Genomic DNA, 26,411 nt, shown 5'->3' on the forward strand with positions numbered 1-26,411 from the left:
GCCATGGCCTCCGACTCCGCCTCCACCACCCGGTCCGGCGCACCGCCCCGCCCCGGCCGCTCGCCCTGGCAGACGCTGCTGGCGGTCTCGGTCGGCTCGTTCATGACCATCCTGGACACCACGGTGGTCAATGTCGCGGTGCATGCGCTGCAACTGCACTATGCGGCGCCCACGTCCGAGGTCCAGTGGGTGGTCAGCGGCTATGCCCTGGCGCTCGGCATCGCCACCCCGCTGGCCGGCGAGCTGGGCGACCGGTTCGGCACCAAGCGGGTGTTCCTCGCCTCGCTCGTCGGCTTCGCCGGTGCGTCACTGCTCTGCGGGCTGGCACCGACCCTCGGGCTGCTGATCGCCGCCCGGGTGCTGCAGGGCCTGGCCGGGGGCTTCGCCCTGCCGCTGGGCTCCGCGCGGCTGTTCACCGCCTTCCCGCCCGAGCGGCGGGGCATCGCCTTCGGCGTCTTCGGCCTGGTGCTGGTCTTCGCCCCGATGATCGGGCCGCTGGTCGGCGGCGCCTTCATCGACGCCCATCTGACCAGCTGGATCTTCTTCGTCAACGTCCCGATCGGGGTGGTCGGGGTGCTGCTCGGCCACCGCGTGCTGGCGCCCGACGAACCTCGGGATCCCTCCCGCCCGCGACCGGACTGGCTGAGCCTGGCCGCCATCTGCCCCGCCTTCGGCGGTCTGCTGCTGGGAGCCACGCAGCTCGGGTCGGGTCGGCGTGCGATGGCGCTGCTCGCCTTCGGGGTGGGGGCGGCGGCACTCGTCTTCCTGGTGGTGCGGCAGTTCTCGGGCCACGCGGGTCCGTTCGACTTCCGGCTCTACCGCCTGCGCAGCTACGGGATCGGCAGCGCGATCAACGTTCTCGGTCAAGTCCCGTTCTTCGGCACGCAGTTCCTGCTCCCGCTCTCCATCCAGGTGGTCCATGGCGCCACCGCGCTCGACGCCGGCTTGGCCGTCCTGCCCATGGCGGTGGCGGGCGGCGCCACCGGGCTGCTCGGTGGCCGGATCCGGGACCGCTGGGGGCCGCGGCTGCCGCTCACCGCCGGGTTCCTGCTGCTCGCCGTGGGCATCGCGCTGCTGCGGGCCAGGGCCGGCGACCCGGATCCGGCCCGGCTGGCCCTGCCACTGGTGATCGCCGGGGCCGGCGCCGGGGTCGTCCCGCCGCTCACCCAGGTCACCGCGCTCAGTGATGTCCCGCGCCCGGCCGTCACCCGCGGGACCGCGCTCTTCCAGGCCACCCAGCGCGTCTGCCAGGCCCTGGGCGTCGCCGTGCTCAGTGCGCTCGCCATACGCTCCGTCACCACCCCGGTCGGCAGCCCCCGGTATGCGGCCCAGTTCGCCTCCGGCCTGGCGGATGCCTACGGGCTGGCCCTGCTGCTCGCGCTCTGCTGCGCGGCTCTGGCGCTGCTCCTCCCAGGCGGGCGGCTGGAGCGGCGGGAGGACCAACCGCAGCCGGTCGATGCCTGAGCCCCAACCTGCCGCACCTGCCCGCCCCGCCCGGCACTGAGCGCGCTGAGCCTGCGCTGAGCCCAGGCTGACCCACCTGCCCGTGACCCACGCCACCGAGGAGCCCGCCGCCGCCCGGACCCCGCTCGGCCGCCGAGCCCCGCGCACCCGCTGACCATCCGCCTCCCAGGCACCGAACCGCCTGGGCCACTCGGGCCGCCCCGAAGCGGCCATCCGCCCCCGAAACGGCCAACCGCGCCAACCGCCCCGGCGGTTTGCGGGAGCACCCGACCCCGGCCCACCCGCGAACGCCGCCCACCACAACACCCGGCGAGGACCCATTGCTGACCGGCCCCCGCGTACCCGCTCAGGCCCATGCTCCGTCAGAGCAACCGCCACCGGCCACCGGATTGACACCCCTGCGCGGACGAGACGCCGAACTCGACCAGCTCACCCTGTGGATGGACCGGGTCCTCGGGAGCCGGCAAGCACTGCTAGCAGCGGTCAGTGGACCGGCGGGCTACGGCCGGACGCGGCTGTTCAGCGAGGGTGAACACCTCGCCGACGCACGCGGCTTCCGAGTGGTCCGGGTGCTCCGCGGCACCGCCGAGCCGCTGGCCGCCAGCCTGGTCGCCGCGCTCGGCTCGGCGGCATCGGCAGGTGCCATGGCAACGGCAAGCGGCACGGCAAGTGGCGCGGCAAGTGGCACAGCATCGGCGGTCGGCGCGGCATCTGCTACCGGCATGGCAACGATCGCGGCGACCGGCCCAGGAGCCCCGGCGGGCCCGGCCGGCCAGGCAGGCCCGGCGACCGGCCCAGCCTCCGGCGATACCGCATCAGGCGGTGCCCCGGTCCACCCCGCGCTGCGCCGGGCCCACAGCCTGCTGGCCGAGCACCTCCGCACCGCCCCCGTGCTCATCACCTGCGACCACCCCGCCGTGCCATTGCCGATGCTGCGTCAACTGGTGGCCGCGTACCGCGAGAAGGCCTTGCTGGTGCTCGCCGGTGAGGCCTGGAGCGGCGAGCCACCCGTCACCGCGGACCGCGTCCCCCGGCTGCTGCTACGCCCGCTCGCCCCCGCCGCCGTGCTGCAGGTGGGCGCCGACCTGCTCGGCGCGCCACCGGATGCGGAGCTGGCCGAGCTGTTGGGCATGGCCCAGGGCAGCCCCCGGCTACTGATCGAACTGCTCAACGCGCTCGATGCAGACGCCACCCTGCGACTCGACGGCGGCCACGCCCGCCTGACCGAGGCGACCGCACCCACCACCGCGCTGCACGAACTGGCCGGTCGCCGGATCGGGGCGGTGCCCTCGCCCGCCCGTGAACTGCTGGAAGCCGCAGCCGTGTTGGGACGCTCCAGTCTCCCCGAGGACGTGGCCCAGCTGCTTCAACGCCCAGTGGGCGCACTCGCCACCGCACTCCGCGCAGCCGCAAGCACCGGCCTGCTGGACAGCACATCGGACGAGCTGACGTTCCGCCATGAGCTGCTGCGCCAAGTGGTCCTGTCCGATCTCCCGCGCGCGATCCGGGCCGCACTGCACCGGCAGGCGCTGAGCATCCAGTTGGCGCGCGGCCACTCCATCACCGCGGCCGCCCCGCACCTGCTGCACGGCGCCCACCCCGACGACCCGGCCACCGGCACCCTGCTACGCGTCGCGGCCAGCGAGTCCTTGGCCGACAACCCGGGCACGGCAGCCGCGTTGGCCCTGCGCGGCGTCGACGTCCTCGCCGACGCCCGCGCCGCCACCCCGATGGTGGCCCTCGCCGCCGAGGCCTGCCTGCGCTCGGGCGCGGTGGCGAAGGCGATGAGCCTCGCCCGCAACGCCCTCGGCGCGGAGCTCCACCCCCCGAACCAACCGCCACCCGCCGCACCTGCAGCCGCAGCCGCCCACGCCCGCACCCCGCTGGGCAGCCCCGGCCGCCCGCTCCCAGCTCCGACAGCCAGCCCACTCACGCCCGCACCCGCACCAGACCCGATCGTCGCCGCCCGGCTGCGCACCTCGCTGGCCACCGCCCTGCTCCTGCGCGGCGAGTACCGCGAGTGCCTCGCCACCGTGGCCGAGCCGGCCACCCTCCCCGGACTGCCGGCCACGGTGCGACTGGATGCGCTCCTCACCAAGATCGCGGCGCTGGCAGCGCAAACGGCTCCTGACGCCGCCCGCCAACTGGCAGAGGTCCAGCGGCTCGCCCTCGCCCAGGGGCTTGACCCCCGTGCCGCCGTCCGGCTCGGCGAAGCCACGCTCGCCTGGCGGCACGGGCAGGTCGGCGAGGCGCTGACGCTCGCCGCAGAGGCAGTCGCCCTGCGCGCCGACGGCTCGGCGGTCGGCTGGCACAGTCCGCCCGAGCTGCTGCATGCCCTGCTGCTGGTGCAGCTCGGCCACACCACCCAGGCCAGGGCGGCACTGGCGGCGGCCCCGGCCGGCGCCGAGTTCACCGTTCCGCTGCTGCGCCACCTGGTCACCGCCCAACTCGCCATGGCCGAGGGCCGCCCGCTGGACGCCCTGGCCGAGGCGACCGCGGCGCTCAACCAAGCCCGTACCGCCGGGTTCGACTGGCCGGAGCAGCAGGCGCGCACCATCCTGGCCACCCTCGCGGTGCAGCGCGGCGAGTTCACGTCAGCGACCGAGCACGCGCGCGCCCTGACCAAGCAGCCGGCGCGATCCGCCGCACGCCCGGGGACCGCACCTCACCCAGCGGCGCCCACCCCCGCCAAGTCCCCACGGCCCAAGTCCGCACGCGCCAAGTCCCCGCACCCGCAGCCGCCGCTCCCCGCTCTCCCAAGCCCGAACCCGAACCCGAACCCGAGCCCGAGCCCGAGCCCGAGCCCGACCACCACCGCCCAGTGGATCGAGGCCCAACTCGCCGCCGCCGAGGACGACTCGGACCACCTGCGCACCGCACTCGCCACCCTGTGGCCAAGTCCCGCCCCAGCCACCGCGCCCACGCTCCTCGCCCGTGAACCGGCGCTCGCCCCCTGGCTGGTGCGCGCGCTACTGCTGACCGGGCGACCGGACGACGCCGCCGCTGTCAGCAGGGCGATCCGGGCGCTCGCGGATGCCAACCCTGATACCCCCGCCATCCACGCGGCCGCCGCCCACACCGACGGGCTGCTGAGGCATGACGCCCCCTCACTGGAGAGGGCGGCCCATGGCCACCGTGACGCCTGGGCCCGGGTCTCGGCCGTCGAGGACTTGGGCGCGTTGCTGCGGACGGTCGACCGGGCCGGGGCCATCAAGAAGTTGGAGGAGGCGCTGGACGGCTATCTGCACCTGGGCGCGGATCGTGACGCCGCCCGGGCCCGACGGCGACTGCGTGCACTGGGCATGCGGCAGCGATCGCTCCGGGAACGCCCCGGCCACCCTCGGGAACGCCGCCCGGCCAACGGCTGGCCGAGTCTCACCGACACGGAGCGCACGGTGGCCGAGTACGCCGCCCAAGGCATGACCAACCGCCAGATCGCCGGCCGGATGTTCCTCTCCCCGCACACCGTGGCGTTCCATCTGCGCCAGATCTTCCGCAAGTTGGGCATCCACTCACGCCTTGAGCTCGCACTGCGGGTCCGCGAGGGCTGAGCCCGCGCCACCGCCCACGCCCCCTGGAACACCGCCTGCCTCCGCAACCTCAGAGGCCGAGCCGCACCGTCCCCGCCGGGAGCCCGAAGGCGATCAGCGCCGACAGCGGGGTCCCGAGGTCGCGGGGCGAGAACACGTCCGAGCCGTCATAGCCGACGATCTCCGCCAGCCGCCACCAGCGGAGACCGGTCATGTTCTCAGCCGCGAGCTCCTCGTCGGACATCGCGCCACGGGGCTGGAACACCGTTGTGCGGACGAGGAAGTAGTCGTTGACCACCCCGTCATAGCCGGGCGCGTGCCCGGGATCGACAACCTCCTGATGCCACACATGCGGCGGGTCATCGTCGATGGCGAGTCCCACCTCCTCGTACAGCTCCCGACGAAGGGCGGCCAGCGGGGTCTCCCCCTGCTCAACGCCACCACCGGGTGCCGCCCAGACGACAATCGGTCCGGACGGCTTCGGAATGACGAGCCGACACAGCAGGGTGCGATCGTCCTCGTCCATGATGAGCGCGCGGACCGCATGCCGGAGGTTCATCGAAGTCGAAGCCATCCGGCCATGTTATCGAACACCCGGACGCTGGCCGCCGGCCGCCGATCGCCCCCAAACGAAGCGACTCGCGCGGCAACAGCAGCTCGATCCGCTCCGCTGAGCAAAAGTGAGCCTCCACCGATTTGAAGTCACAGGTCGAAGGGCCGGCGTGACGGTCTTTCGAGGTGCCCACGCTGGTCGTGGCTGGGAGACTGTGCAGTGGATCGTCTGTCAGCTCGGCACGTGACCTCTGGGCCTCCGGGATGACATGTCCGATCATGAGTGGATGACTGCCTTCTACCATGTGTGCTTCGTGGTCCCGGACATCGAGCAGGCGATGCAAGACTTTCAGCGTTCGGCCGGCGTTGAGTGGAGTGATCCTGCGTGCGACCGGCTTGGTGAGTGGGACTACCGCATCGCCTTCACCGCAGGCGGGCCGCCCTTCATCGAGCTCATCCAAGGGCCACCACGCAGTCCCTGGGACGCGTCCAAGGGAGCCAGGTTCGATCACATCGGCTTCTGGACCAGCGATCTGCGGCAAGGTTCCCGGCGTTTGGAGGAAGCGGGCATGCCCATGGACTTCTCCGGCTGTCCCTACGGGCGGCCGTTCGCCTATCACCAGGTGGACAGCATCGGTGCACGGATCGAACTCGTAGATGTCAGCAGGCAAGCCGGCTTTCTCAGCAGGTGGCATCCGGGTGAGAACCCGATGGCCGCTATCGATGAGACGTCCAGAAGCTGAGCTCATGTCGCACTGTGCAGCCTCGAACGGTGTTCCTGTGTCGCATCCCCTCCAACGGCCGTCAGGGGCACCCCGGATGCTCCTGCCCCGCTCCGCTCCGGGCGATGGTTGTGCGCCGCGGGATCAGCATCACCGCCCGTACGCCCACCTGCCCGGACGTCGGCCTAGCCGAGGCGCGTTCACCGGCGAGCTGTCCCCCACCCACGCGAGAACTAACTCGCCGTCGCCGAACGACATCTCCTCCGACTCGCCGCCGCTGTACATGTCGGCGGTGTCGATGAGGTTGATCCCGGCCTCGAGAGCGGCGTCGACAATGGCGGTGGCTTCGTCCTGGGTGGTGCGTCCGATCCTGCCGAAGTTCATCGCGCCGAGCGCGAGGGTGCTGACCTGCACACCGGTGCGGCCCAGGTTGCGGTACTGCATGGCCGTGTTCCTCCATGACGGGTTGAAGCGTGACGGCCGGGTGGCCGAACGGCGGACGGCGGACGGCGCGATGGCCGCCCGGCCGGGTGGCCGGACGGCGTGATGGCCGGACGGCCGGGTGGCGCGATAGCCGGACGGCCATGCGTGGCGCGGGTCGGCTGGGTGGCGCGATAGCCGGACGGCCATGCGTGGCGCGGGTCGGCTGGGTGGCGCGATAGCCGGACGGCCATGCGTGGCGCGGGTCGGCTGGGTGGGCCTACTTGGATTCGACTCGTCCGAGCGGGTCGGGCCTAGCCGTGAGCACCTCACACGCCGTCCTCCAGGCGGGATCCCCGGGGTAGAGCTCGCTACGGAGGTAGGCCCAGGTGAGTCGCTGGACTGCGGCGACTCGCTCGGGGTTCTCGTCCGTGGTCTCGGCGACGTCGTACCCGGAGACCCCGCCGAGACCGTGCTCCGCGCCGAACAGCGTGAGCAGGGACTTGGGGCCCGGAGCGAGGACATACGGGTCGGTGTGCCAGGCCGCGCCGCGAACCGTCAGGTGGGCGGAGGGGTCGTTGTCGCCGGCGACCACGAGGGCGGGCGTCGTCATCCCGGAGAAGTCCGTGGTCAGCAAGAACGGGTAGTTCTGGGCCACGAACTCGGTGAGGGCATCGCCGCCTCTGCCGGGCGCGGCGAGCAGCACGCCCGCCTTGATCCGGGGCTCGGCCAAGTCCACCTCCGTGCCGTCGTGGGGGTCGGTGAGCCGAGCGCCCAGCAGCACGCTCGCGGTGTGGCCACCCATCGAGTGCCCGGCCACGGCGACCTTGCTCCGGTCCAGGCGTCCGAGGAGCTGCGGGACGGCGGTTTCGATCACGTCGAGCTGGTCGAGGATGAGCTTCATGTCCTCGGCCCGCGACCGCCAGTACAGCGGCGCCCCAGGGGTGCCGGGGTCCAGGCGCAGCGTCCTGGAGCTCAGATGGGTGGGTTGGATGACGACGAAGCCGTGCGCCGCCCAGTAGTTGGCGAGTGGGGCGTAGCCGTTCAGTGAGGAGAGGTTGTTCGAGGGTCCGTGGCCGTGCGAGAGGAGGATGATCGGCAGGTCGCTTCCGGCCACCGGGGCGGAGACGCGAACATGCAGGTCCACGGCGCGGCCGGGAGCCGGCAGGACCACTGGACTGACCGAGAGGACGGCAGCGGGCTCGCCGATGGTGTCAGCTGTATAAGTCGATGAAGTCATGAGGTGCCTTTCCCTTCCCGCGGCCTTGCTGCCGGTCTCGTTCGGCTGGCGGCGGCGGGTGAGACGGACGGGAGGGTTCGCTTCGACTAAGCTCAAAGCGGAACCTTGTTCCAGATACGATACGGAACAGCGTTCCGCTTAGTCAACCGCCGAGGGAGAACGTGGTGTCCACTGCAGACCGGTCCACAGAGGTGCCGACTCGAAGCAAGCGGGCCGACGCGCTGCGCAACCAGCAGGCGCTCCTCGCCGCCGCGGCCGAGGTGTTCGTCACCTCCGGCGTCGATGCGCCGATCCGCGAGATCGCGGCCAGAGCCGGCGTCGGAGTCGGGACGATCTACCGCCACTTCCCGACCCGCGCGGAACTCGTCGTCGCCGTCTACCGCCATCAGGTGGAAGCCTGCGCCGAGGCCGGTCCGAACCTGCTGGCCGACACCGCGTCTCCCCTCGCAGCGCTCCGCCAGTGGGTCGACCTCTTCGTTGACTTCCTGGTCACCAAGCACGGACTCGCCGGCGCCCTGCAATCGGACAGCGGCTTCGACGCGCTGCACGCCTACTTCCTCGACCGCTTGGTACCCGTCTGCTCTCAGCTACTCGACGCCGCGGTCGAGGCCGGCGAGATCAAGCCGGGCACGCAGGCCTACGAACTGATGCGAGGCATCGGCAACCTCTGCATCGGGGGCAACAGCGATCCCCGCTACGACCCTCGCCGCTTGATCGCGCTGCTCCTCCAGGGCCTGCGGCAACCACAGTCACCCTGACGGGTGCCACAACCTCAGTGCCACAACCTCAGTGCCTCAGACCGAGTCCGTCAGCCATCAACGGCCCAACAGCCGCTCCCAGCCGATCACCTGACGAGCAAGCTCATCAGCCCTCCTCGGGACCGTGCCCCGCGAACCAGTCGAGCCGCTCCCCGTGCGGTCCCGTGAACGCCACCGGCTGCTCATCGAGAGCCAGGACGAACGCGGCCCGGTCGGCCGGAGCGGGCTCCGGCAGCTTGTCCAGCAGTTCGGGGAAGACTCCGGGCGCCTCATTGGAGATCCAGTGGCACGGCAGGTCGCGCACCGTCCGCGTGAACTGCGCGCGTGCCTGCGGGTCGAGGTAGGCCAGCACGGCGCTGTGGAACACCACCGGGGTGGCCCCGTCGGGCACCTGGGCGACCAACTGGCGCACCGTCTCGTTGAGATCGCCGCGAACCAGGTGTGCCGGCTCGGTGCGGGCCACCCCGAGGGCACCGCGCAGCCGCTCCAGCCACTCGGTCTGCTCCGGCCACACCAGGCTCTCCAGCCAGCCGGCATCCTCCGGGTCGGCCGGGTCGAGTGGGTTGAGGTCGACCCCGGCCCGCCAGACCACCTCGGGCAGCTGACGAGGCGTCGGCACCGGTCCTGAGGTCCGGCAGGGCAGCGTGACCGGACTGCCCGTCGGGCCGAACTCCTCGCCCCGGTCATAGCGGTAGCGGTACCGGTCCGGATAGAGGCACAGCCCGGCCGAGGCGCCGACCTCGATCAGCGCCAGCGGTTGCGGCAGCGCGGCCAGCAGCGGCAGCAGGGTCGCGCAACGCGCACTCTCGTTCGTCTGGGTCCGCCGGGTGAGCACCAGACTGCGCACCCGCTCCCAGTTGGCCACCACCCAGTCGAGGAACCGGTCGGCCGCGTCGACGGGTGCGCCGAGATGCCGGGCTGCGGCCAGCAGGAGGTTGGGCTGACGCTTGATCGGCGGAAGCGTGTGCAGCAGGGCGAGGAGCCGCTCGTCCCCGGCGACGCCGAAACTCAGCGCCTCATAGCTGGGCGAATGTCCCCTCGCCTGGTACCGCGCGAACCTCCGGTACTCGTCCGCGATCGCGAGCCCGTCGAGCTCTGCGGCGACCCCGGCCGGCGACCGACTGCCCATCACTGCCTCCACTGCTGCCACCGCCCTATCGCCGGTGATCACGCCCTGACCTGCGTGATGGGAGAAGGCGCCGCGAGTCGATGTCACTATGATCACAACTGCTGGCCGCTGCCTCTGCCTCCGTTCCTCTCGCACGGGTTCATGGCTCGCCATCACCCTCACCCTCACCCGCGCCCCGCGCCGTGTCGACCACCGCATCCGCCCCGGCACCACGCGGCGCATCCGTCCACCCACCGCGCCATGCCACATGCCCGTCCGGCCGCACCAGGACCAGCGGCGCGCGGTAGCAGCCGGCCACCGCGGCGTCCCGGCAGACCGTGACCGCCAGCGGGACACGGCGCGCGCGGCACGCCCGCTCCAGCGGCCCCGGGTCGGCGGCCTGCGGATCGAAGGCCAGCAGCCGGAAGCCGGGGCCGAAGAGGTCCAGGGTGGAGCGGCCCGGAGCGAGCCAGGCGTGCGGAGCGCGCGATCCGGGGCGGCTGTTGGGGCGGTCCACCGGCTCGTCGGCAAGGGCAGCGGCGCCGCCCACCAACTCCTCCTCCGGCAGCACGATCTGCGAGGCATAGCGGTAGCCCATGTGGATCATGGGCGCGTCGAACTCCCGCCGGGCTCCTTCTGCTTCCAATCGTGCGGCCAGGTCGGCGCGGACGGCGGCACCGACCGGGCCGTCCTCGTACAGCTCGGCGGGCAAGGTCCGGTCGATGGTGCGCCGCAGGTTGCGGTGTGCCTCGTCCAGCGCTTCGAGGGCCACCGGGCGGCGTTCGGCCTGATAGCTGTCGAGTAGCGCCGGGCCTGCCCAGCCGGCGAGTTCGGCGGCGAGCTTCCAGCCCAGGTTGGCGGCGGCGGCGATGCCGGCGTTCGCGCCGAAGCCGCCGGAGGGCGAGAGGGTGTGCGCCGCGTCGCCGAGCAGGAAGACACGGCCGCTGCGGAACTCGGTGGCCAACCGGTGGGTCAGCCGCCAGTACTGATCGGAGAGCACGCGCAGCGGGGTCGGCACCGCGATGGCGCGACGGAGCAGGGCCATCGCCGGTTGCGCGGCCTCGGGTGTCCCGCCGCACCGGATGGAGAGCCGGAACATCCCCTGGCCGTCCACCGCACGCAACGGGAACCTGAGGGCGTCGGAGAGCAGCAGGTAGTAGAAGAGGGCGTGCCGCTCACCGAGTCGGGCGCGCAGCTCGGGGGCCTCGAAGAGGATGTTGCGCAGCACCTGGGTGGGGTACCTGGCGGGTGCGGTGATGCCGATCGCGGCGCGCACCGCGGAGTCGGCGCCGTCGGCGGCCACCAGGTAGCGGGCCTGGATCGTCGCGGTGGCGTGGCGGGCGCGGTCGTTGACCTTCGCGGTGACCGAGTCGTTCGCCTGTTGGAGGCCTTCCAGGCGGTGGCGCAGCAGGAGCGGCCCGCCGGGATGGTGGCCGAGGGCGTCGGCGAGCAGCGGGGTGAGCCAGTGCTGGGGGCAGATGGCCTCGGGTTCGGGGGTGTGGCGGAACGGGGCCCTGGTGGCTGTGGTGCCGACCCGCAACCGGTGGACCTCATGGCCGCCGACTCGGGTGACCCATGCGGTGTCGAGGCTGTGGTCCGTGGGCCAGCCGGCCTCGCGGATCCGGTCGGCCAGGCCCCAGCGGCGGAAATGCTCCATGGCACGCGGGCCGACGGCGCTCACCTTGGGGTGCGGGACGGTGCCGTCACCCGCGTCGATCAGCACGAAGTCGACGCCTTGGAAACGCAGTTCGAGGGCGAGCGCCAGCCCGACCGGTCCGGCGCCGACGATCAGCACCTCGGTTTCGGATGGCAGGCTCTGTTGGGCGTCCCTCATGCTCTGGTGGGCGTCCCTCATGCTCCGAGGGGCCTCCGTCGAGCTCTCCGTCATGAGCCGCCTCCGAAGAGTCCGTCCAGGTAGTCCAAGGTCCCGCCGACGTGCTCCGGTATGAGCTCGCAGTCGCGCACCGCCTGTCGCAACCGGCGGGTGCGGCGGCGCAGCAGCTCCCGGGCTCGGAGCGGGTCGGGCACTGGGGTAGGGGCCCGGGTGAGCGCGAACGGCGGACCGGCGGTGCGCCCGGGCACACCGGACGGGATGGTGGCCAGCAACTCGGCCAGGGGGCGGAGCACGCCGTTCATCACATCGATGGCGGCGTTCATCAGCGCCGAGCGGCGCAGGCTGGGCGTGCTCGCCTCGCCGAAGTGCTGGACCATCAACTGCGCTGTCAGAGCGTAGGACTCGTCGCAGAGCCGGGCCAGCTCACGAGCCGTCGGGTCGGTGATCTGCTGCTGGTTTCCGTTGGCGGTGTGCCTGGTCGGGTTGCGCAGCACGGGGTAGCCGAGGGCGGGGACCAGGTGACCGCTCGGGTCGGGGTCGAGGGGGCCGAGGCTGTCGAGCAGGACCGCGATCCTCCGGAAGGAGTCGTAGTGCGATTCCTCTCCCGACCCTCCCGACCCTCCCGATCCTTGCTGCTCCGGGGCTGACTCCTGCCCCTCGCCCTGTTCGGTGACGAAGTCGATGGCGAACAGGGCGCTGGAGAGGTCGTCGACTTGGAGCTGGTAGTCGGGATGGGTCGAGTTGACGGCCTGCCGGAGGAAGACGTGGTGTTCGCCGCCGGCTCGCCGGGTGCCCTTCTCGAACAGCTCCGGCTGGTGGCGCAGCCCCTCGCGAATGGCGGCGTAGAGACCGCTGAGCGTGTCGGAGCGGGCCGGCCCGGTGGCGGTGCGGCTGCCGTAACACGGTTCGGGAAAGGTGCGGTCGGGCTGTTCGAGGGTGATGAAGCGCTGGACGCTGCCCGGGGTGAGGCCTTCCAGCGCGAGGTCGAGCGGGATCCGCGACTGGCGGTTGACGGTGCCGAAGTCGATGGCGGGGAACCGGAACGGCTCACCGATCGCGGTCAGCACGTTGTTGACGACCAGGAAGTGGGTCATCTCCTCGCGGGCGACTCGCAGCAGGGTGCTGCGGATGCCGTGGTCGAGCGTTTCGCCGCCGTCGCCGCTGATCAGCCGCAGCCGCTCCGCACTCCAGGCACCGTGCCGCTGGTAGGCCAGGCCGGCGCCGTGCGTGGGCAGGGAGTAGGCGGCGTACAAGTACTGCAGGGTGACGGCCAGTTCGAGGGTGACGGCCTCGTGCAGGGCGGCGACCAGCTGGGCGCGGGTGGTCAGGTGGGTCGGGGCCCGTCGCCGGGCGGAGTCGAAGGTGAGCAGGGCGGGTGGGGCCTGCTGCTTGCGCAGGTAGGCGAGCAGCAGGCGGGCCTTGGGCTCGGTGAGGTCGCGGGTGGGCGGCATGTAGTAGGTGCGGGTCTTGTTGCGCGGGTCGCACATCTGCCAGACCAGCCGGGCGTAGGTTTCCACTCGGGCCCGGTCGGCCAGGCTGAAGACCTCTTCCTTCATGAAGCTGGAGGTCAGCTCGTAGAAGGCGAAGACCTCGCGGTAGAGGAGGTCGAAGGTCAGCTGCTCGGGCGGCAGTTCGGCGAGCCGCCAGTCATCGGGCAGGACCCGCACGGCGGCATGGCCGACGCCGGACCAGTAGCCGTGGATGTCGGCGTCGTCGTAGCGCTCCGCGGCGCTCGCTGCCAGGCCGGCCGCGCTGCGGTCGGCCGGGGCGAGCGGGTCGGACGGGCCGGGAGCGTCGGGCGGGGCGAACAGCAGGCGGGCGCAGCCCGCTTGGGCGCCGCGCACCGTGAATCGGGCCAGGCCGTCGGAGTCGGTGTCCAGGCTGCACGACTCGCCCCAGTCACCCCGGTCGGCCCGGTCCACCGGTTCGGGGCCGCCGGACCGCAGGCGCACCACCGGCTCGGCGGCACCCTCGTCCAGGGGGCGCGCCCTCGGGTTCGGGTACTGCTCGACTCGGATGCCCTGGACGGCGGTTGGGCGACCGCGAACCAGGGAGCGGATGGTGACCTCGGTGTCGTACTCGGCGTCTCCCGGGTGGCGGGGGTGTTCCATGATCAACCCGGCCTGGTCGCTCTGGATGTTCACCTCCTGCTCGTGCAGGGCCGGCAGCCGGGTGCCATCGGGGGCGACCCAGTCCAGTCGCAGCGGTTCCACCGGGTCGGCCGGGCCGGGCGCGCCAGCCGGGCCGGGCGCGCGGGGAACGGTGAGCACGGTGCGTGGCAGCGGGTCGGGCAGCTCCGCGATCAGCTGGTCGGTGCCGGCGGTGCGCAGCTCCCAGTGGCCGCGGCCCGCTCGACCGCCGCCGGGTGCCGCGATCAGGTTGACGCCGACCTGCTGGTCGTCGACGGCGACGCAGAGCTGCCGCGGTGCGGCGGGCGTCAGCGGCTGCGGCTCGGGCCCAGGCCCGGGGCGGGCGGTCAGCAGGCGCCCGGCGGGGCAGCTGCGCAGCTCGCCGCTGTGCCAGGGGGCGATGGTGCCGTCCAGCTGCCAGCCGAGGGGCCGCCCGGTGGGCAGCGGGGTGGGCGGCAGATTGAGTGCGAACTGCACCACCAGGCCGGCCGCCGCGCCGCTCTCGGTGAGCTCACGCAGCCGGGCCACGGTCGGCGAGGGCTCGTCGGACGGCCAGCTCAGCGCCCCGGCCGGCACGGTGAACTGGTGGACGCTGCGCAACGGCAGCCGTGGCACGGCCGACCGACCGGGTGGGAAGACCTGCCAGCGGGGTGGCTGCCAGCCCGTCACCTCGCCGCTGCACAGATAGCCGACGTCATGGGAGCGGCCGAGCCGCCCGAAGCAGAAGTGGCCCACCATCAGGGTGGTGGTCCAGGAGGAGGCCGGATCGATGTCGAAGACCCGGGCCCGGTTGGCGGTGGTGGCGAAGTACTCGTTGTAGTGGCCCCACATGTCGACGCTGCGGCCGATCACCGGGTCGGGCTCGGGCGGCTGCGGGTCGACACCGGTGACGGTGGCATCGACGGTGAAGTGGCCGTTGCCGCCGAAGTGGGCGCCCGGGGCGGTGCGCAGCTCCAACTGGTCGAGCTGCTGGTGGTATTCGTGGGCCGGGCGGTCGGCCGGAAACGGCTGGCCGGCCGGGGTGAGCGCGGCGTTTCGCGCCAGATCCAGCAGGCCGGTGCGCAGACCGGTGGGCAGCTGGGTGGTGGCCGTCCCGGAGAAGTGCAGCCGTGGCAGGTCGAAGACGCTCATGCGCCCACCTCGCAGGGCTCGTCGGCTTCGAGTGCCGAGGCCGGATAGCGGTGGATCTGGCGCACCGCCTGCTGGGCGGACTCCACGGCGCCCTCGATCCAGGCGGGATAGCTGGAGCAGTGCTCGCCGGCGAAGAACAGCCGGCCCTGTGGCCGGGCCATCCGGTCGCGCTCCTCGTCGCAGGCGACGGCGTCCTTGCCCCAGCGCACGGCGGCGGCCCCTTGGGTGGAGGGCTCGCTGCCCCAGACCTGGTCGGCCACGGCCAGCACCATGCCGGGGCGCCGCAGTTCGGGGTGGACGGCGCCGAGTTCCTCCAGCACGGCCGCGATCCGGGTGGGTCGGCTGAGCGAGCCGAGCTGGTCGGCGTCCCGGCCGATGGTGTAGCTGGCCAGCAGGGCGGCGCCCAGCCGCGGGTCGCCCTCGACGGGTGGGTAGTAGGTCTGGCGGATCAGCCCGCCGGTGAAGGAGCCGCCGCCTCGGATGCCGTCGCACTCCCAGAACGGCTCCCGGCAGTGCAGCGCGACCTTGGTGGCGTTCCAGTAGCGCTGGCTGCCGATGGCGGCCATCTTCTCGTCGTCCAGCCCGTGCAGCTCCAGGCCGCGCAGCACCGAGAACGGGATGGTGCAGAGCACGAAGTCGCAAGCACGGGTCCGAGTGCCGAAGCCGTGCCGGATGCGCAGCCGGACCTGACGGCTGCCGACCTCCAGGCCGGTCACCTCGTTGCCGCAGTGCACCGGGCCGCGGATCCGCTTGCGCAGCCGGTGCACCAGTTGGTCGAGGCCGCCGCGGAGCCGTAGCAGGGTGGAGCCGGTCTCGTTGACGATGTCGTCGACGAAGCGGTAGAGCCGCCCGCGGCAGCCGGCCCTGATCTGCGGATGGTCGGCGAACAGGGCGCGCAGGTCGATCAGTTCGGCGCTGCCGGAGGTGCCGGTGTAGCGGCTCAGGTCGATCCCGGCGACCAGGCCCATCAGCTCGGCGTCCAGTCCGTGGCTGACCGCGTCGCGGAAGTCGCCGGGGGCGAGCGCGTTGACCCGGACCGCCATCCAGGCGCCGAAGAGCAGCATCTCCGGGCTGTAGCAGGAGAGTTCGGCGGCAGGCAGCCGGCTGCTCAGCTCCTCGACCAGGGTGGCGGAGGCCTCGCGGATCCGCTGGTGGCCCTGGCTGGTGTGGACGTAGGCCGCCTCGTCCTGGAAGAGCGTGGTGAACTCCTGCAGTTGGTCGGCGAGCCCGAGGGTGCGCAGGTAGCCCATGGTGCGCTCGTGGGCGGCGGGTATCCGCATCGCGCCCAGCTCGACCAGCGGACCGGGGCGACCGGGCAGGAAGCGGTGGGTGCGTATCCGGCCGCCGATCTCCGGGTGGCCCTCCAACACGTCGACCTGGTGGCCGAGCCGCTCCAGCTCGTAGGCCGCCACCAGGCCGGCGACACCGGCTCCGATGATCGTGACGCGCTTCGCCGCCATGCCATCCCCTTCGGTCGGGCGACCGGCTGGTGCTGGTCGTCGGTCGGTGGCTGGTTCCCCGACTATCTATCAATTGTCCGAAAGGTCACCCTTCGTCCACATCCCCAGACCTGACGGGTTATCAGCGACCGAGCCACACGGTCACCACCCGTTCACGCCAACTGACCGCCGATCACCCCGCATGATCGAACGGTTTGCCATGGCACGCACCCGAACGACCCATTGCCACAGCCATGCTGGAGAGCGACCACACGCGCGCCTGAGAAGGAGGGATCAGCGATGGCACGAACGACACCGCAGCCGCAGTCCGCACCGCCCACTGCCCACGGCCCGATGCCCCAGGCGCTGGAAAGCGCGGTCTACGGGCTGTTCGCCACCTGTGCACTGGATCTCGCCGTGCGGCACGGCGTCTTCCGCGAGCTGACCGAGCACGGGCCTAGCCGCTCGGCAGAGTTGGCCACCGCGCTCGGGGTGGACCAGGACACCCTCGGGCGGCTGCTCACCCTGCTCCGCTCCCTGGAGGTGCTGGCCGCCGACGGCGAGGGCCGCTACACCGTGCCCGATCAGGCCCGCCCCTACCTGGACGGCAGTGACGCGCGGTATCTCGGCGGCTTCGTCCACCACCTGGTCGACAGCACGTTCGGCCGGCTGCGGCACCTGGAGAGCTGCCTCACCCGGGGCAAGGCCGCGGCCGACGCCACCCGGCCCGAGCCCTTCGCCGAGATCTACCGGGACGAGGAGGCCACCGATCGCTTCCTGGACGCCATGTGGCAGCTCAGCTTCGACGTGTCCGGGGAGCTGGTGGAGGCGGCCGGCTTGGATCAGGTCCACCACCTGGTGGATGTCGGCGGTGCCGGCGGACCGTTCTCGGTGGCGGCGCTGCTGCGCCGTCCCGGGCTCCGCGCCACCGTGTTCGATCTGCCGCAGGTGGCACCACGGCTGCAGCAGGCCCGGCAGCGGTACCGGCTCGGCGCCCGGCTCGCCTTCATCCCCGGGGACTTCCACCGGGACGAACTGCCGCGCGGGGATTGCCTGGCGTTCGGCTACATCCTCTCCGACTGGACCGACGACACCTGCCTGGAGCTGCTGCGCAAGGCGCATCGCGCGCTGGCACCGGGCGGCCTGGTGCTGGTCATGGAGCGGCTCTTCGACGAGGACGGCTACCGTCCGCTGGCGACCGCCGCGATGAACCTGTCGATGCAGGCGGAGACCCAGGGGCGCCATCGCACTGCGGCGGAGTATCTCGCCCTGCTGCGGAGGGCCGGGTTCGCCGGCTGCGAGGTGCGCCGTTCCGGCCGGGAGAAGCACTTGGTGATCGGGCGGCGTGCCGACAACGCCCATCCGCCCGGACGGTGGTGGTGAGCCATGACCGAATGCCCGGAGCCTTCGGCCGGTCCGGCACTCCCCGGCCGGAGCGAGGAAATACTGCGCATGCAGAGCTCGTTCGGGCGGGCCGCACTGAGCGCGGCTCAGCGGGAGCAGCTCGCCGACTACTACGAGGAGGCCTGCCGGCCACACGGCGAGAAGTCGGCCGCGTCCCGGGAGGAGCGCCAAGTGGTCGCGCTGCTCACTCGTCCGTTCAGCCGGCAGCCGGACATCCCCGAGTACTACCGCTACACCAGCCTGCATGTCTACGACTGGTTCCTGACGCTCTATCACCGCGAGCCGGTGGCGGCCGGGATCACTGCCCTCCGGGCCACCCTGCTCGACTTGGCGGAGCGGGAGCGGACTCCGCTGCCGCCGCAGCCCGGGTACGGCCCCGCCGAGGCTACGGAACGCCGCGCCAGGTTGGCCGGCCTGATCGAGACGCTCGACGGCCTGCTCACCGCTCCCTGGGGGCAGTCCGACGAGCGGCTCGGCCGACGGCTCCAGGTGCTGGTCCAGTGCACCGGCCTGCCGCAGTCGTCGATCCACCACGAGCACCTGTTCCTTCGTTCGGTGCACGCCTGCGAGCTCGCGTTCTTCCTCACCCGTTGGAGTGCTTGTCAGGCGATAGCGGCCATCTGCGCGGGCGACCGGAAGTCGGCGGTGCAGCACACCCTGCGTACCGCCGGCTGCGCGGATCTGTTCAGCGGTGTGCTCCATGTGCTGCGCACGCTCTCGCCGGAGCAGTTCATGAGCTTCCGGGCGGCGACCGGTGCGGCCAGCGCCGTGCAGTCGCTCAACTACCATCTGGCCGAGCTGGCGGTCTACGGGTTCGACCCGCGCAAGGCCGAGATCTTCCTGCGGCTGCGCCATCTGCAGCGGCTCAACCAGTCGCCCTACCGGGACTTCTGGCCGCTGCGGGCCGCCGTGCGGACCGTTCGCGACCCGGATCTCAGTGCGGCGCTCAGCATGGTGGAGCGCTCGCTGCGCTCCTGGCGGGGTCGGCATTACGGCTTCGGCCGCATCTATCTGCCACAGGACATCAAGGGCTCCGGCGGCACCGAGGGCGCCGGCTATCTCAAACGCATCGTCGACAAGGAGATCTGCGCCACCGGCCCACCCGGCCCGGTGCCCGAGGCCATGTTCCGCTTCGGGCTCTCCTGAGCCACCGTGATATCGAGAGCGGCATAAGGTCATACCTGACTTGTCGTCAACTTCTCTGTGTCACAAGGGAATCAGCTTACTCCAGTCATATCGTCACACCACTTGTGCATATCCATCGAAAGGACTCCCCCATGAGCAACGCCCCCGTGCTGAACGCCGCCCTGGCCCGCCGCATCCTGGATGCCGCCCTGGCCCAGGCCGTGCAGCTGAACGTCGCCGTCGCGGTCGCGGTGGTGGACGCCGGCGGCAATGTGCTGACCGTCGCCCGGGCCGATGGTGCGACCTTCTGGGCCACCACGGTGGCCACCCACAAGGCGGTCACCGCCGCCGGGCTGGGCATCCCCACCCTCGACTTCGGCAAGGCCGCCGCGGCCGACCCGGTGCTGCTCGCCACCATGGCCGCCCAGCCGGGCTTCGCCCTGCTGCCCGGCGGCATCCCGATCATGATCAACGGCGCCATCGCCGGAGCGATCGGGGTAGCCGGCGGCACCCGTGGCGAGGACCAGCCGGTGGCCGAGGCCGGCGTCGAGGCCGGCGCGGCGGGCTGACACCGGCGTCCGCCGTCCCATCCGACTGCTGCCGGTGCGCTCGCGCGGCGCACCGGCAGCGCACCCTCCGCCCGGGAGACTCGACCTCATGCGCGTATCGGTGATCGGCTGCGGCCACCTCGGCACCTCACATGCTGCCGCGATGGCCGAGCTGGGGCACGACGTGATCGGTGTCGAACAGGATCCGGAGAAGTGCCGGGCCTTGGCCGCCGGCCGTGCGCCGTTCTTCGAGACCGGGTTGGACGAGCTCCTGGCCAAGCACACCGCCGGCGGTCGGCTGCGTTTCAGCACCGAGCTGGCCGCGGCCGCCGACCACGCGGAGCTGCACTTCGTCGCCGTCGGTACCCCGCTGCGGCCGGACGGGCAGGGCTATGACGTCGACCAGGTGGTGGGCGCCGTGCGCTCGCTGGTCCCGCTGCTGCACCGGCCGTGCACCATCGTGGGCAAGAGCACGGTGACCGTGGGCACGGTGACCCGTCTCCAGGCCATCGTCGACCAGTTGGCCAATGTGCCCGGCGTGGAGCTGGTCTGGAACCCGGAGTTCCTGCGCGAGGGCCATGCGGTCATCGACACCCTGAAGCCGGACCGGATCCTGGCCGGGCTCAGCTCCACGGCGGCCCGCAAGGCCCTGGAGGAGGTGTATGCGCCGATCCTGGCCCGCGGCGAGGCCCAACTCATCATCACCGATCCGGCCACCGCCGAGGTCGCCAAGTCCGCAGCCAACGCCTGCCTCGCCGCCAAGATCTCCTTCGCCAACGCGATGGCCGAGGTCTGCGAGCTGACCGGGGCGGATGTCGCCGAGGTCACCCGGGTGCTCGGCATCGACCCGCGCATCGGGCCGCTCGGCATGCGGCCGGGCATCGGGTACGGCGGCGGCTGTCTGCCCAAGGACCTCGCGGCCTTCACACATCGGGTCAAGGAGCTGGGTGCGGTGCGGGCGGCCGGGCTGCTGGACGCCGTCGAGGCGGTGAACCAGGGCCGCTTGGAGGCCGCCGTGGAGCTGGTGGAGCGGGCGGCGGGCGGCACCCTGGACGGAGTCCGGGTCGGCTTGCTCGGTGCCGCGTTCAAGGCTGGTACCAGCGATGTGCGGGACTCCCCCGCCCTGCGGCTGGCCGACCGCCTCCATCTTCGCGGTGCCACCGTGGTGATCCACGACCCGCAGGCGCTCCCGTACGCACAGCGGGCGCTGCCACTGGCGCAGTACCGGGAGACCGCCCTCGAAGCCGCCGCCGATGCGGATCTGCTGGTGATCGGCACCGAGTGGCCCGAATATGTGGCGAACCCTCAACTCCCATCCGCAGCAGCCATCATGGTGCGTCGTCTGGTGCTGGTGGATGTGCGCACCGCGGTCGATCCGGCCCCCTGGTCGGCCGCCGGCTGGTCGGTCTGGCAACTCGGCCGCCCGGTCAGCCGTCCAACGGTCCCACCGGCGACCGCCGCACCGGCAGGCTGACCTCGCCACCGTCAGCCCCGGTCGGCGCCGGTGCACAACGCCCGGGCGGCGGTCGCCGGCAGGCAGCCGAGCCGGGTCGATCCGCACAAGGCGTAGCCGAACTCGTCCTGCGGCCGGATCCCGTCGACGGTCGGGCAGGCCTACCTTCGGTGTACCGGGTGCGCCGCGAGTCGGGCGCGACGCACCCGATATGCGCCAGAAGGGACCGGCCGATGACCGTCCAGCTGACCGTGGAACAGGTGGAGCAAGCGCAGGCGGAGCAGACGGAGCAGGCGGTGCCCTTCACCAGTACCGAGATCTGCCCGGAGGCGCGGGTCGCCGCGCTGCGGGTGCTGGCCTCCGGTCGGGTCGCGACCGGGGCGCAGGCTGCCATGTTCGAGCGGGAGTTCGCGGCCCGGGTGAAGGCTCGGCATGCGGTGGCGGTCTCCTCGGGGACGGCGGCGATCGAACTGGCCCTGCGGGCGATGCGACTGCCACCGGGCGGAATCGTGCTGGTTCCGGCGGTGACCTTCTGCGGGGTGGCGCAGGCGGTGCTGCATGCGGGCCTGCGGCCGCTGCTGGTGGACGTCGATCCGGTGACCGCGATGCCCAGCCCCGCGACCGTGGCCGCCGCACTGCAGGGGCATGCGCACGGGCGGATCCGTCCGGCCGCCATGCTGGTGCTGCACTTCGGCGGCGCCCCGTCCCCGTTGCCGGAACTCGCGGCCGCGGCCGGCCTGCCGCTGTACCGGGTGGTCGAGGACGCGGCGCACGGCCCAGGCACCACCATCCACGGGCGCGCGGTCGGCGCTCTGTCCCGGGCCGCTTGCTTCAGCTTCTCCCCCACCTCGAATCTGCCGATCGGCGAGGGCGGCATGGTGACCTGCGACGACGGCGAGCTCGCCGCCCGGGTCCGCCGGGCCGGCCGGAACGGGATGTCCGCCGACGTCCGCCAGCGCGACGGTACGGCCGGCAGCGCCTGGCACTTCACGGTCGAGGACGGCGGCCTGAAGGCGAACATGTCCGATCTGGAGGCCGCGATCGGCCGTGCCCAACTGCGCCGACTGCCCAGTTGGCAGCGCCTGCGCGAACAACTCGCTGCCGGCTACACGCTCCGGCTGCACGACGTGGGCACGCTGCTGCCCCCGTCCATACCGACCGGAGGACGGCACGCCTGGAACCTCTATGTGCTGCAGGTGACCGAGCGCTACGGCCGGTCGCGTGACGAGTTGGCCGCCGCGCTGGCGGAGCGCGGCATCAGCACCGCCGTGCACTACGTCCCGCTGCACCGGCTCGGCTACTTCCGCCATGCGGCGCTGCGGCCGATCAGCGGACTGCCCGGCGCCGACCAGCTCTTCCCCCGGTTGCTCTCGCTGCCGCTCTACCCCGGCCTCACCGAGCACCGGGTGGACCGCATCTGCGCCGAGCTGCACCGGCTCGCCCGCTGATCCCAGGCGGCCTGGTCGGTCCCGGTCCGCGCCCTAGTCGGTACCGTTCCGGCCTGTCGAGTCGGTACCGTTCCGGCCAGTCGGTGCCCTTTGGCCGAGCGGTCCGGTCGGTGCGGCGCGGTCGGCCTGATGGGCCATGGCGACGGCTTCCAGGCGGGAGTGCACGCCCAGCTTGTCCAGCACGTTCTGCACATGGGTGCGGGCGGTGCTGGTGGTCATCCGCAGCGCGCGGGCGATCTCGATGGTGTCATCGCCCTCGGCCAGGCGGGCCAGCACCTCGCGCTCCCGGTGGGTGAGCCGGTGCAGCGGCTCTGCGTGGTCCGGGGTGCGGGCCCGGCGCAGCGCCTCCTGGGCGAGGGTCGGCTCGATGAAGCGCTCACCGGCCGCGACCGTGCGCAACGCCCGGTCCAGCAGCTCAAGCCCCTTGTCCTTGCCCAGGTAGCCGGCGACTCCGGCGGCGGCCGCCGCGACCACCGCGTCCGGGTCCAGCTCCCGGGAGAGCGCCACGATCCCGATGCCGGGGTCACTGCGCCGGATCTGGGCGATGGCGTCCAGGGCCCGGCCGTCCAGGAGTTGCAGGTCGAGCAGGCACAGCTCCGGTCGGCAGGCGGCTACGGCACGCAGCAGCCCGCCTCTGGTGGTGGCGGTCGCCTGCACCAGGTAGCCGCGCCCGGCGAGCACCAGGGCCAGCGCCTCGGCGTGCAGCCGGCTGGCGTCCGCGATCACCAGGCGGGCCAGCGGGCGGGGGCCCGCCGCAGCGGGCGGTGGCGCTGCGGGTCCTGCGGAGCGTTCCCGGGGGCGGCTCCCGGGTCGGCCCATGGACGATTCGGTCATGGCGCTGCCCTTGCCTGTGCGGCCGGCCGCCGGGCGTCGCGCTCCGTACCGCTGCCCGGAGCGGGTTCCGGTGCGCCTGCCGCGCGATCCGGCATCCCCCCGTGTCATCCAGCGAATCAGACAACATCGCCGCAGTCCACCGGCGCCTCTATTCTCGAACCGTGGCCGGCGAGATCCAGGTCGTGGTGGCCGACCGCCGACGCTCGGTGGCCGAGGTGTTGGCCCTGGGACTGCGGCAGGTCGGGATGGCCAGCCATGCGGTCACCGGGATGCGCGCGGCCTGCCGGGTCGCCGCCGCGGAGCACGCCGATGTGGTGGTGGCCGATATCGGACTGGTGGCCGAGGAGGGCGCCGCCTCGCCGTGGCCGCGTCGGCTCGGCGTTCCGCTGGTGGTGCTCAGCGATGGTGGCCGCAGCGAGGATCTGGCCTGTGCGGCGATCCGGGCCGGGGTGCGCGGCTGGGTGTCCAAGGACAGCTCGATGCAGCAGTTGCTCACGGTGATCCGCGGGGTCCGGCGCGGGGAGACCTGGATCCCACCTTCCTTGCTCACCCGGGTGCTGAGCGAGTTGATGACGCTGCGCGACAGCTTGGAGGAGGAGAGTGGGCGGCTGGCCAGCCTCACCGCCCGGGAGCGCGAGGTGCTGGGGTGCCTGTCGGCCGGGATGAGCCGAGCCGAGATCGGGCGGCGGCTCTTCCTGTCCACCAACACCGTGCGCACCCATGTGCAGAATCTGATGATCAAACTGGATGTGCACTCCTCGGTCGCGGCCGTGGCACTCGCGCACCGCGTCGCACCGCCCGACGCCCTGAACCCGCCACCGGCGCACCGGCCCTGATGACGCTGCCACCACCGCCGCCCCGGTACCGCCGCGCAGTGGTCCGGCGTGCGGATCGTCCGGCAGACGGCCAGTCCGGCCTGGAGATCATCCGGCCTGCGAATCATCCGGCCCATGGGCCACCATCCGACCTGCGGGCCCCAGTACGTTTCTCCCATGACGCGCGTACTCGTAACCGGCGGTGCCGGTTTCATCGGCTCGGAATTCGTCCGCTCGATGCTTCGCACCCGACCACTGGACCGCGTCACGGTATTCGACAAGCTGACCTATTCGGGCGTCCGGCAGAATCTTGCGGAGGTGGCCGACCATCCCCGTTTCTCCTTCGTACTCGGGGACATCTGTGATCCGGTGGCGGTGGACCAGGTGATGGCCGGTCAGGACGCGGTGGTGAACTTCGCCGCCGAGTCACATGTGGACCGCTCGATCCGGGGCGCCGAGGACTTCGTCCGCACCAATGTGATGGGCACTCAGGTGCTGCTGGATGCCGCGCTTCGGCACCGGGTCGGCCGGTTCGTCCAGGTCTCCACGGACGAGGTCTACGGCTCGATCGACCGCGGCTCGTGGACCGAGCGGCAACCGCTCGCTCCCAACTCGCCCTATGCCGCCAGCAAGGCCGGGGCCGATCTGCTGGCCCTGGCCTGCCATCGCACCCATGGCCTGGATGTGGTGGTCACCCGATGCTCCAACAACTACGGCCCTTACCAGTTCCCGGAGAAGGTGATCCCGCTCTTCACCACCAGGTTGCTGAACGGCCGTTCGGTGCCGCTGTACGGGGACGGGCGCAACGTGCGCGACTGGCTGCACGTCCAGGACCATGGCCGGGCCCTCGCCCTGGTCCTTGACCGCGGCCGAGCAGGCGAGGTCTACCACATCGGTGGCGGTACCGAGATCTCCAACCGTGAACTGACCGACCTGCTGCTCACGGCCCTTGACGCGGACCCGGGGTTGGTGGAGCGGGTGCCGGATCGCAAGGGCCACGACCGGCGGTACTCGCTGGACACCGAGAAGATCCGGACCGAGCTGGGCTTCGAACCGCGCATCCCGTTCACCGACGGCCTTGCGCAGACCATCTCCTGGTACCGCGACCACCGAGACTGGTGGGAGCCGCTGCTTGAGCGTGCGGCTCTGGAGTGACCCGGTGGCGGTGAGCCTGCAACGCACTGGGCCCGGTGGGCACCGGCACCACTAACGTTTCTCTGACGGCGTGTCAATCCTGCTAAGTCGCAGGCCGAACCAGCCCCGGCGACCATCCCACCGACCGATCCTGCACAGCCCGCCGACTTCTCGTCACACGTAGTCCGCAGGTCGGGAACAAACCACTGAACAGGCCCGTTGGCCTGCAAAATGACGCAACAGAACGACGCAACGGGAGGGTTGTCGATGAAGGCGATCGGATTCACCGAGAACGGCGCGCCCCAGGTCCTGCGCCCCGTGGAGCTGCCGGTGCCGGAGCCCGGGCCCGGCCAGGTGCTGATCAAGGTGGCGTATGCGGGCGTCAACTACGGCGAGGTCCAGCACCGCCTCGGTGACTTCGGGGCGCCGGACGGTGTGGACGTCACCGGGCTCGAGGCGTCCGGGCACATCGCCGCGCTCGGGCCCGGCGTGGAGCCGGGAGAGGGGTTCGCGATCGGTGACCCGGTCGCGGCCTACCTGCCCACGGGTGGCGGGTACGCCGAGTATGCCGTGGCGCCTGCCGAGTTGGTCTTCCCGCTGCACACCGCCGCGGGCGAGATCGACCTGCGCACGGCGGGCGGCGCCGGCCTGGTGCTGCCCACGGCCTACGGCCTGCTCGCCGAGGCCGCACGGCTCCGCCCCGGTGACACCGTGCTGATCCACGCCGCGGCCGGCGGAGTCGGTTCGGCCGCCGCGCAGTTGGCCCGCGCCCTCGGCGCCAAGGCCGTGTACGGCACCGTGGGCAGCACCGCCAAGGCCGAGTACGCCACCCGGTTCGGTTATGACGAACTCTTCGGCCGGGAGGGCTTCACCGAGGCCGTGCTGAAGGCCACCGGAGGTCGCGGGGTGGATGTGGTGCTCGACCCGGTCGGTGGCCCCACCCGCCTGGCGAGCCTGGAGGCACTCGCCCCGTTCGGCCGGGTGACGATCTTCGGTGAGGCCGCTCGCCATCCCGACCTCGAGCTGCCCCTGCTGTCGCTCTGGAAGAACAACCGCACGCTGGCCGGCTACAACATAGCCGACCTGTCCCGTCGTGATCCGCAGCTGGCGCGCAGTCACGGCCTCGCCGCCTTCGATCTGCTGGCAACGGGACAGGTGACCATCGACATCACCGGAGTGCTGCCGCTCAGCGCCGCCGTCGAGGCCCATGAGCGGATGCAGGCGGGTGCGGTGCAGGGCAAGCTGCTGCTCCAGGTGGCCGACGAAGCGTAGGCACCGGCGAGCGGCCCCTGCGGCGAGCGGTCAGCCCTCGGGTGGCCGGCC

At 72.1% G+C, this 26,411-nt stretch carries 19 protein-coding genes and 1 pseudogene; 12 read left to right on the plus strand and 8 right to left on the minus strand.

What is annotated here, in order from left to right:
- The first annotated feature begins 3 nt into the window (after window positions 1–3).
- Together E6W39_RS05250 and E6W39_RS05255 are read left to right on the plus strand one after the other, a co-directional pair.
- Entirely contained in the window at window positions 4–1,464 is a 1,461-nt protein-coding gene (locus tag E6W39_RS05250; protein ID WP_141632492.1) for a DHA2 family efflux MFS transporter permease subunit, read from the plus strand.
- A gap of 389 nt (window positions 1,465–1,853) precedes the next feature.
- Window positions 1,854–5,015: a helix-turn-helix transcriptional regulator gene (locus E6W39_RS05255; protein WP_141632493.1), complete on the plus strand. Its 3,162-nt coding sequence runs from the start codon at window positions 1,854–1,856 to the stop codon at window positions 5,013–5,015.
- Between the two features lie 49 nt (window positions 5,016–5,064).
- Here E6W39_RS05255 and E6W39_RS05260 read toward each other — a convergent pair whose 3' ends face one another.
- Window positions 5,065–5,568, minus strand: coding sequence for an NUDIX hydrolase (locus tag E6W39_RS05260; RefSeq protein WP_220140166.1), 504 nt, complete (start codon window positions 5,566–5,568; stop codon window positions 5,065–5,067).
- A 265-nt stretch (window positions 5,569–5,833) separates the two neighbouring features.
- On the opposite strand from E6W39_RS05260, the gene E6W39_RS05265 reads away from it, so the two are divergent.
- Window positions 5,834–6,289 (plus strand): VOC family protein, encoded by a 456-nt coding sequence (locus E6W39_RS05265; RefSeq protein ID WP_141632494.1) that lies wholly within the window; start codon window positions 5,834–5,836, stop codon window positions 6,287–6,289.
- Between the two features lie 234 nt (window positions 6,290–6,523).
- Here the strand turns inward: E6W39_RS05265 and E6W39_RS05270 are convergent.
- A pseudogene (locus tag E6W39_RS05270) lies at window positions 6,524–6,712 on the minus strand (aldo/keto reductase); the annotation flags it as partial.
- Window positions 6,713–6,968: 256 nt separating this feature from the next.
- On the minus strand, window positions 6,969–7,928 hold the full coding sequence (locus tag E6W39_RS05275) for an alpha/beta hydrolase family protein (protein ID WP_141632495.1): 960 nt from the start codon (window positions 7,926–7,928) through the stop codon (window positions 6,969–6,971).
- A gap of 164 nt (window positions 7,929–8,092) precedes the next feature.
- Here E6W39_RS05275 and E6W39_RS05280 point away from each other — a divergent pair, with 164 nt between their 5' ends.
- Window positions 8,093–8,686, plus strand: coding sequence for a TetR/AcrR family transcriptional regulator (locus tag E6W39_RS05280; RefSeq protein ID WP_141632496.1), 594 nt, complete (start codon window positions 8,093–8,095; stop codon window positions 8,684–8,686).
- A 106-nt stretch (window positions 8,687–8,792) separates the two neighbouring features.
- Here E6W39_RS05280 and E6W39_RS05285 read toward each other — a convergent pair whose 3' ends face one another.
- From E6W39_RS05285 to E6W39_RS05300, 4 genes are all read right to left on the minus strand, one after another.
- A complete protein-coding gene (locus E6W39_RS05285) occupies window positions 8,793–9,815 on the minus strand; it encodes a DUF2332 domain-containing protein (RefSeq protein ID WP_141632497.1) in 1,023 nt (340 codons plus the stop codon).
- Window positions 9,816–9,954: 139 nt separating this feature from the next.
- Window positions 9,955–11,628 carry an FAD-dependent monooxygenase gene (locus tag E6W39_RS05290; RefSeq protein ID WP_141632498.1) on the minus strand — a complete coding sequence of 558 codons (1,674 nt, stop codon included), beginning with the start codon at window positions 11,626–11,628 and terminating at the stop codon, window positions 9,955–9,957.
- A gap of 50 nt (window positions 11,629–11,678) precedes the next feature.
- Window positions 11,679–14,888, minus strand: a complete 3,210-nt coding sequence (locus E6W39_RS05295) for a ferritin-like domain-containing protein (RefSeq protein ID WP_141632499.1) — start codon at window positions 14,886–14,888, stop codon at window positions 11,679–11,681.
- Window positions 14,885–16,348 (minus strand): flavin monoamine oxidase family protein, encoded by a 1,464-nt coding sequence (locus tag E6W39_RS05300; RefSeq protein WP_141632500.1) that lies wholly within the window; start codon window positions 16,346–16,348, stop codon window positions 14,885–14,887. The genes E6W39_RS05295 and E6W39_RS05300 overlap by 4 nt, the downstream gene beginning before the upstream one ends.
- Before the next feature lie 279 nt (window positions 16,349–16,627).
- Between E6W39_RS05300 and E6W39_RS05305 the strand changes: the two genes are divergently transcribed.
- The 5 genes from E6W39_RS05305 to E6W39_RS05325 all read left to right on the plus strand — a co-directional run bounded on the left by E6W39_RS05305 (window position 16,628) and on the right by E6W39_RS05325 (window position 22,305).
- On the plus strand, window positions 16,628–17,710 hold the full coding sequence (locus tag E6W39_RS05305; protein WP_228717979.1) for a methyltransferase: 1,083 nt from the start codon (window positions 16,628–16,630) through the stop codon (window positions 17,708–17,710).
- Between the two features lie 69 nt (window positions 17,711–17,779).
- On the plus strand, window positions 17,780–18,877 hold the full coding sequence (locus E6W39_RS05310; protein ID WP_181799113.1) for a tryptophan 2,3-dioxygenase: 1,098 nt from the start codon (window positions 17,780–17,782) through the stop codon (window positions 18,875–18,877).
- A gap of 131 nt (window positions 18,878–19,008) precedes the next feature.
- Window positions 19,009–19,425 carry a GlcG/HbpS family heme-binding protein gene (locus E6W39_RS05315; RefSeq protein ID WP_141632501.1) on the plus strand — a complete coding sequence of 139 codons (417 nt, stop codon included), beginning with the start codon at window positions 19,009–19,011 and terminating at the stop codon, window positions 19,423–19,425.
- An 88-nt stretch (window positions 19,426–19,513) separates the two neighbouring features.
- A complete protein-coding gene (locus tag E6W39_RS05320; RefSeq protein WP_141632502.1) occupies window positions 19,514–20,878 on the plus strand; it encodes a UDP-glucose dehydrogenase family protein in 1,365 nt (454 codons plus the stop codon).
- Between the two features lie 212 nt (window positions 20,879–21,090).
- A complete protein-coding gene (locus E6W39_RS05325; RefSeq protein WP_181799114.1) occupies window positions 21,091–22,305 on the plus strand; it encodes a DegT/DnrJ/EryC1/StrS family aminotransferase in 1,215 nt (404 codons plus the stop codon).
- 33 nt (window positions 22,306–22,338) lie between these two features.
- On the opposite strand, the gene E6W39_RS05330 is transcribed toward E6W39_RS05325, so the two are convergent.
- Window positions 22,339–23,139: a response regulator transcription factor gene (locus E6W39_RS05330; protein ID WP_181799115.1), complete on the minus strand. Its 801-nt coding sequence runs from the start codon at window positions 23,137–23,139 to the stop codon at window positions 22,339–22,341.
- A 161-nt stretch (window positions 23,140–23,300) separates the two neighbouring features.
- Between E6W39_RS05330 and E6W39_RS05335 the strand changes: the two genes are divergently transcribed.
- The 3 genes from E6W39_RS05335 (at window position 23,301) to E6W39_RS05345 (ending at window position 26,360) form a co-directional block, all read left to right on the plus strand.
- Window positions 23,301–23,975 (plus strand): response regulator transcription factor, encoded by a 675-nt coding sequence (locus E6W39_RS05335; RefSeq protein ID WP_181799116.1) that lies wholly within the window; start codon window positions 23,301–23,303, stop codon window positions 23,973–23,975.
- Window positions 23,976–24,131: 156 nt separating this feature from the next.
- Window positions 24,132–25,109, plus strand: a complete 978-nt coding sequence (gene rfbB, locus E6W39_RS05340) for a dTDP-glucose 4,6-dehydratase (RefSeq protein ID WP_141632505.1) — start codon at window positions 24,132–24,134, stop codon at window positions 25,107–25,109.
- Window positions 25,110–25,355: 246 nt separating this feature from the next.
- Window positions 25,356–26,360, plus strand: coding sequence for a quinone oxidoreductase family protein (locus E6W39_RS05345; RefSeq protein WP_141632506.1), 1,005 nt, complete (start codon window positions 25,356–25,358; stop codon window positions 26,358–26,360).
- Window positions 26,361–26,411 lie beyond the last annotated feature (51 nt).

Source organism: Kitasatospora acidiphila (genome assembly GCF_006636205.1).
GTDB lineage: Bacteria > Actinomycetota > Actinomycetes > Streptomycetales > Streptomycetaceae > Kitasatospora > Kitasatospora acidiphila.

Excerpts from the sequence above, each read along its gene's own strand:
- E6W39_RS05250 (WP_141632492.1), top strand. The coding sequence starts at position 4 with ATGGCCTCCGACTCCGCCTCCACCACCCGGTCCGGCGCACCGCCCCGC.
- E6W39_RS05260 (WP_220140166.1), bottom strand. The coding sequence starts at position 5,568 with ATGGCTTCGACTTCGATGAACCTCCGGCATGCGGTCCGCGCGCTCATC.
- E6W39_RS05265 (WP_141632494.1), top strand. The coding sequence starts at position 5,834 with ATGACTGCCTTCTACCATGTGTGCTTCGTGGTCCCGGACATCGAGCAG.
- E6W39_RS05275 (WP_141632495.1), bottom strand. The coding sequence starts at position 7,928 with ATGACTTCATCGACTTATACAGCTGACACCATCGGCGAGCCCGCTGCC.
- E6W39_RS05285 (WP_141632497.1), bottom strand. The coding sequence starts at position 9,815 with ATGGGCAGTCGGTCGCCGGCCGGGGTCGCCGCAGAGCTCGACGGGCTC.
- E6W39_RS05290 (WP_141632498.1), bottom strand. The coding sequence starts at position 11,628 with ATGAGGGACGCCCAACAGAGCCTGCCATCCGAAACCGAGGTGCTGATC.
- E6W39_RS05295 (WP_141632499.1), bottom strand. The coding sequence starts at position 14,888 with ATGAGCGTCTTCGACCTGCCACGGCTGCACTTCTCCGGGACGGCCACC.
- E6W39_RS05300 (WP_141632500.1), bottom strand. The coding sequence starts at position 16,348 with ATGGCGGCGAAGCGCGTCACGATCATCGGAGCCGGTGTCGCCGGCCTG.
- E6W39_RS05305 (WP_228717979.1), top strand. The coding sequence starts at position 16,628 with ATGGCACGAACGACACCGCAGCCGCAGTCCGCACCGCCCACTGCCCAC.
- E6W39_RS05310 (WP_181799113.1), top strand. The coding sequence starts at position 17,780 with ATGCAGAGCTCGTTCGGGCGGGCCGCACTGAGCGCGGCTCAGCGGGAG.
- E6W39_RS05315 (WP_141632501.1), top strand. The coding sequence starts at position 19,009 with ATGAGCAACGCCCCCGTGCTGAACGCCGCCCTGGCCCGCCGCATCCTG.
- E6W39_RS05320 (WP_141632502.1), top strand. The coding sequence starts at position 19,514 with ATGCGCGTATCGGTGATCGGCTGCGGCCACCTCGGCACCTCACATGCT.
- E6W39_RS05325 (WP_181799114.1), top strand. The coding sequence starts at position 21,091 with ATGACCGTCCAGCTGACCGTGGAACAGGTGGAGCAAGCGCAGGCGGAG.
- E6W39_RS05330 (WP_181799115.1), bottom strand. The coding sequence starts at position 23,139 with ATGACCGAATCGTCCATGGGCCGACCCGGGAGCCGCCCCCGGGAACGC.
- rfbB (WP_141632505.1), top strand. The coding sequence starts at position 24,132 with ATGACGCGCGTACTCGTAACCGGCGGTGCCGGTTTCATCGGCTCGGAA.
- E6W39_RS05345 (WP_141632506.1), top strand. The coding sequence starts at position 25,356 with ATGAAGGCGATCGGATTCACCGAGAACGGCGCGCCCCAGGTCCTGCGC.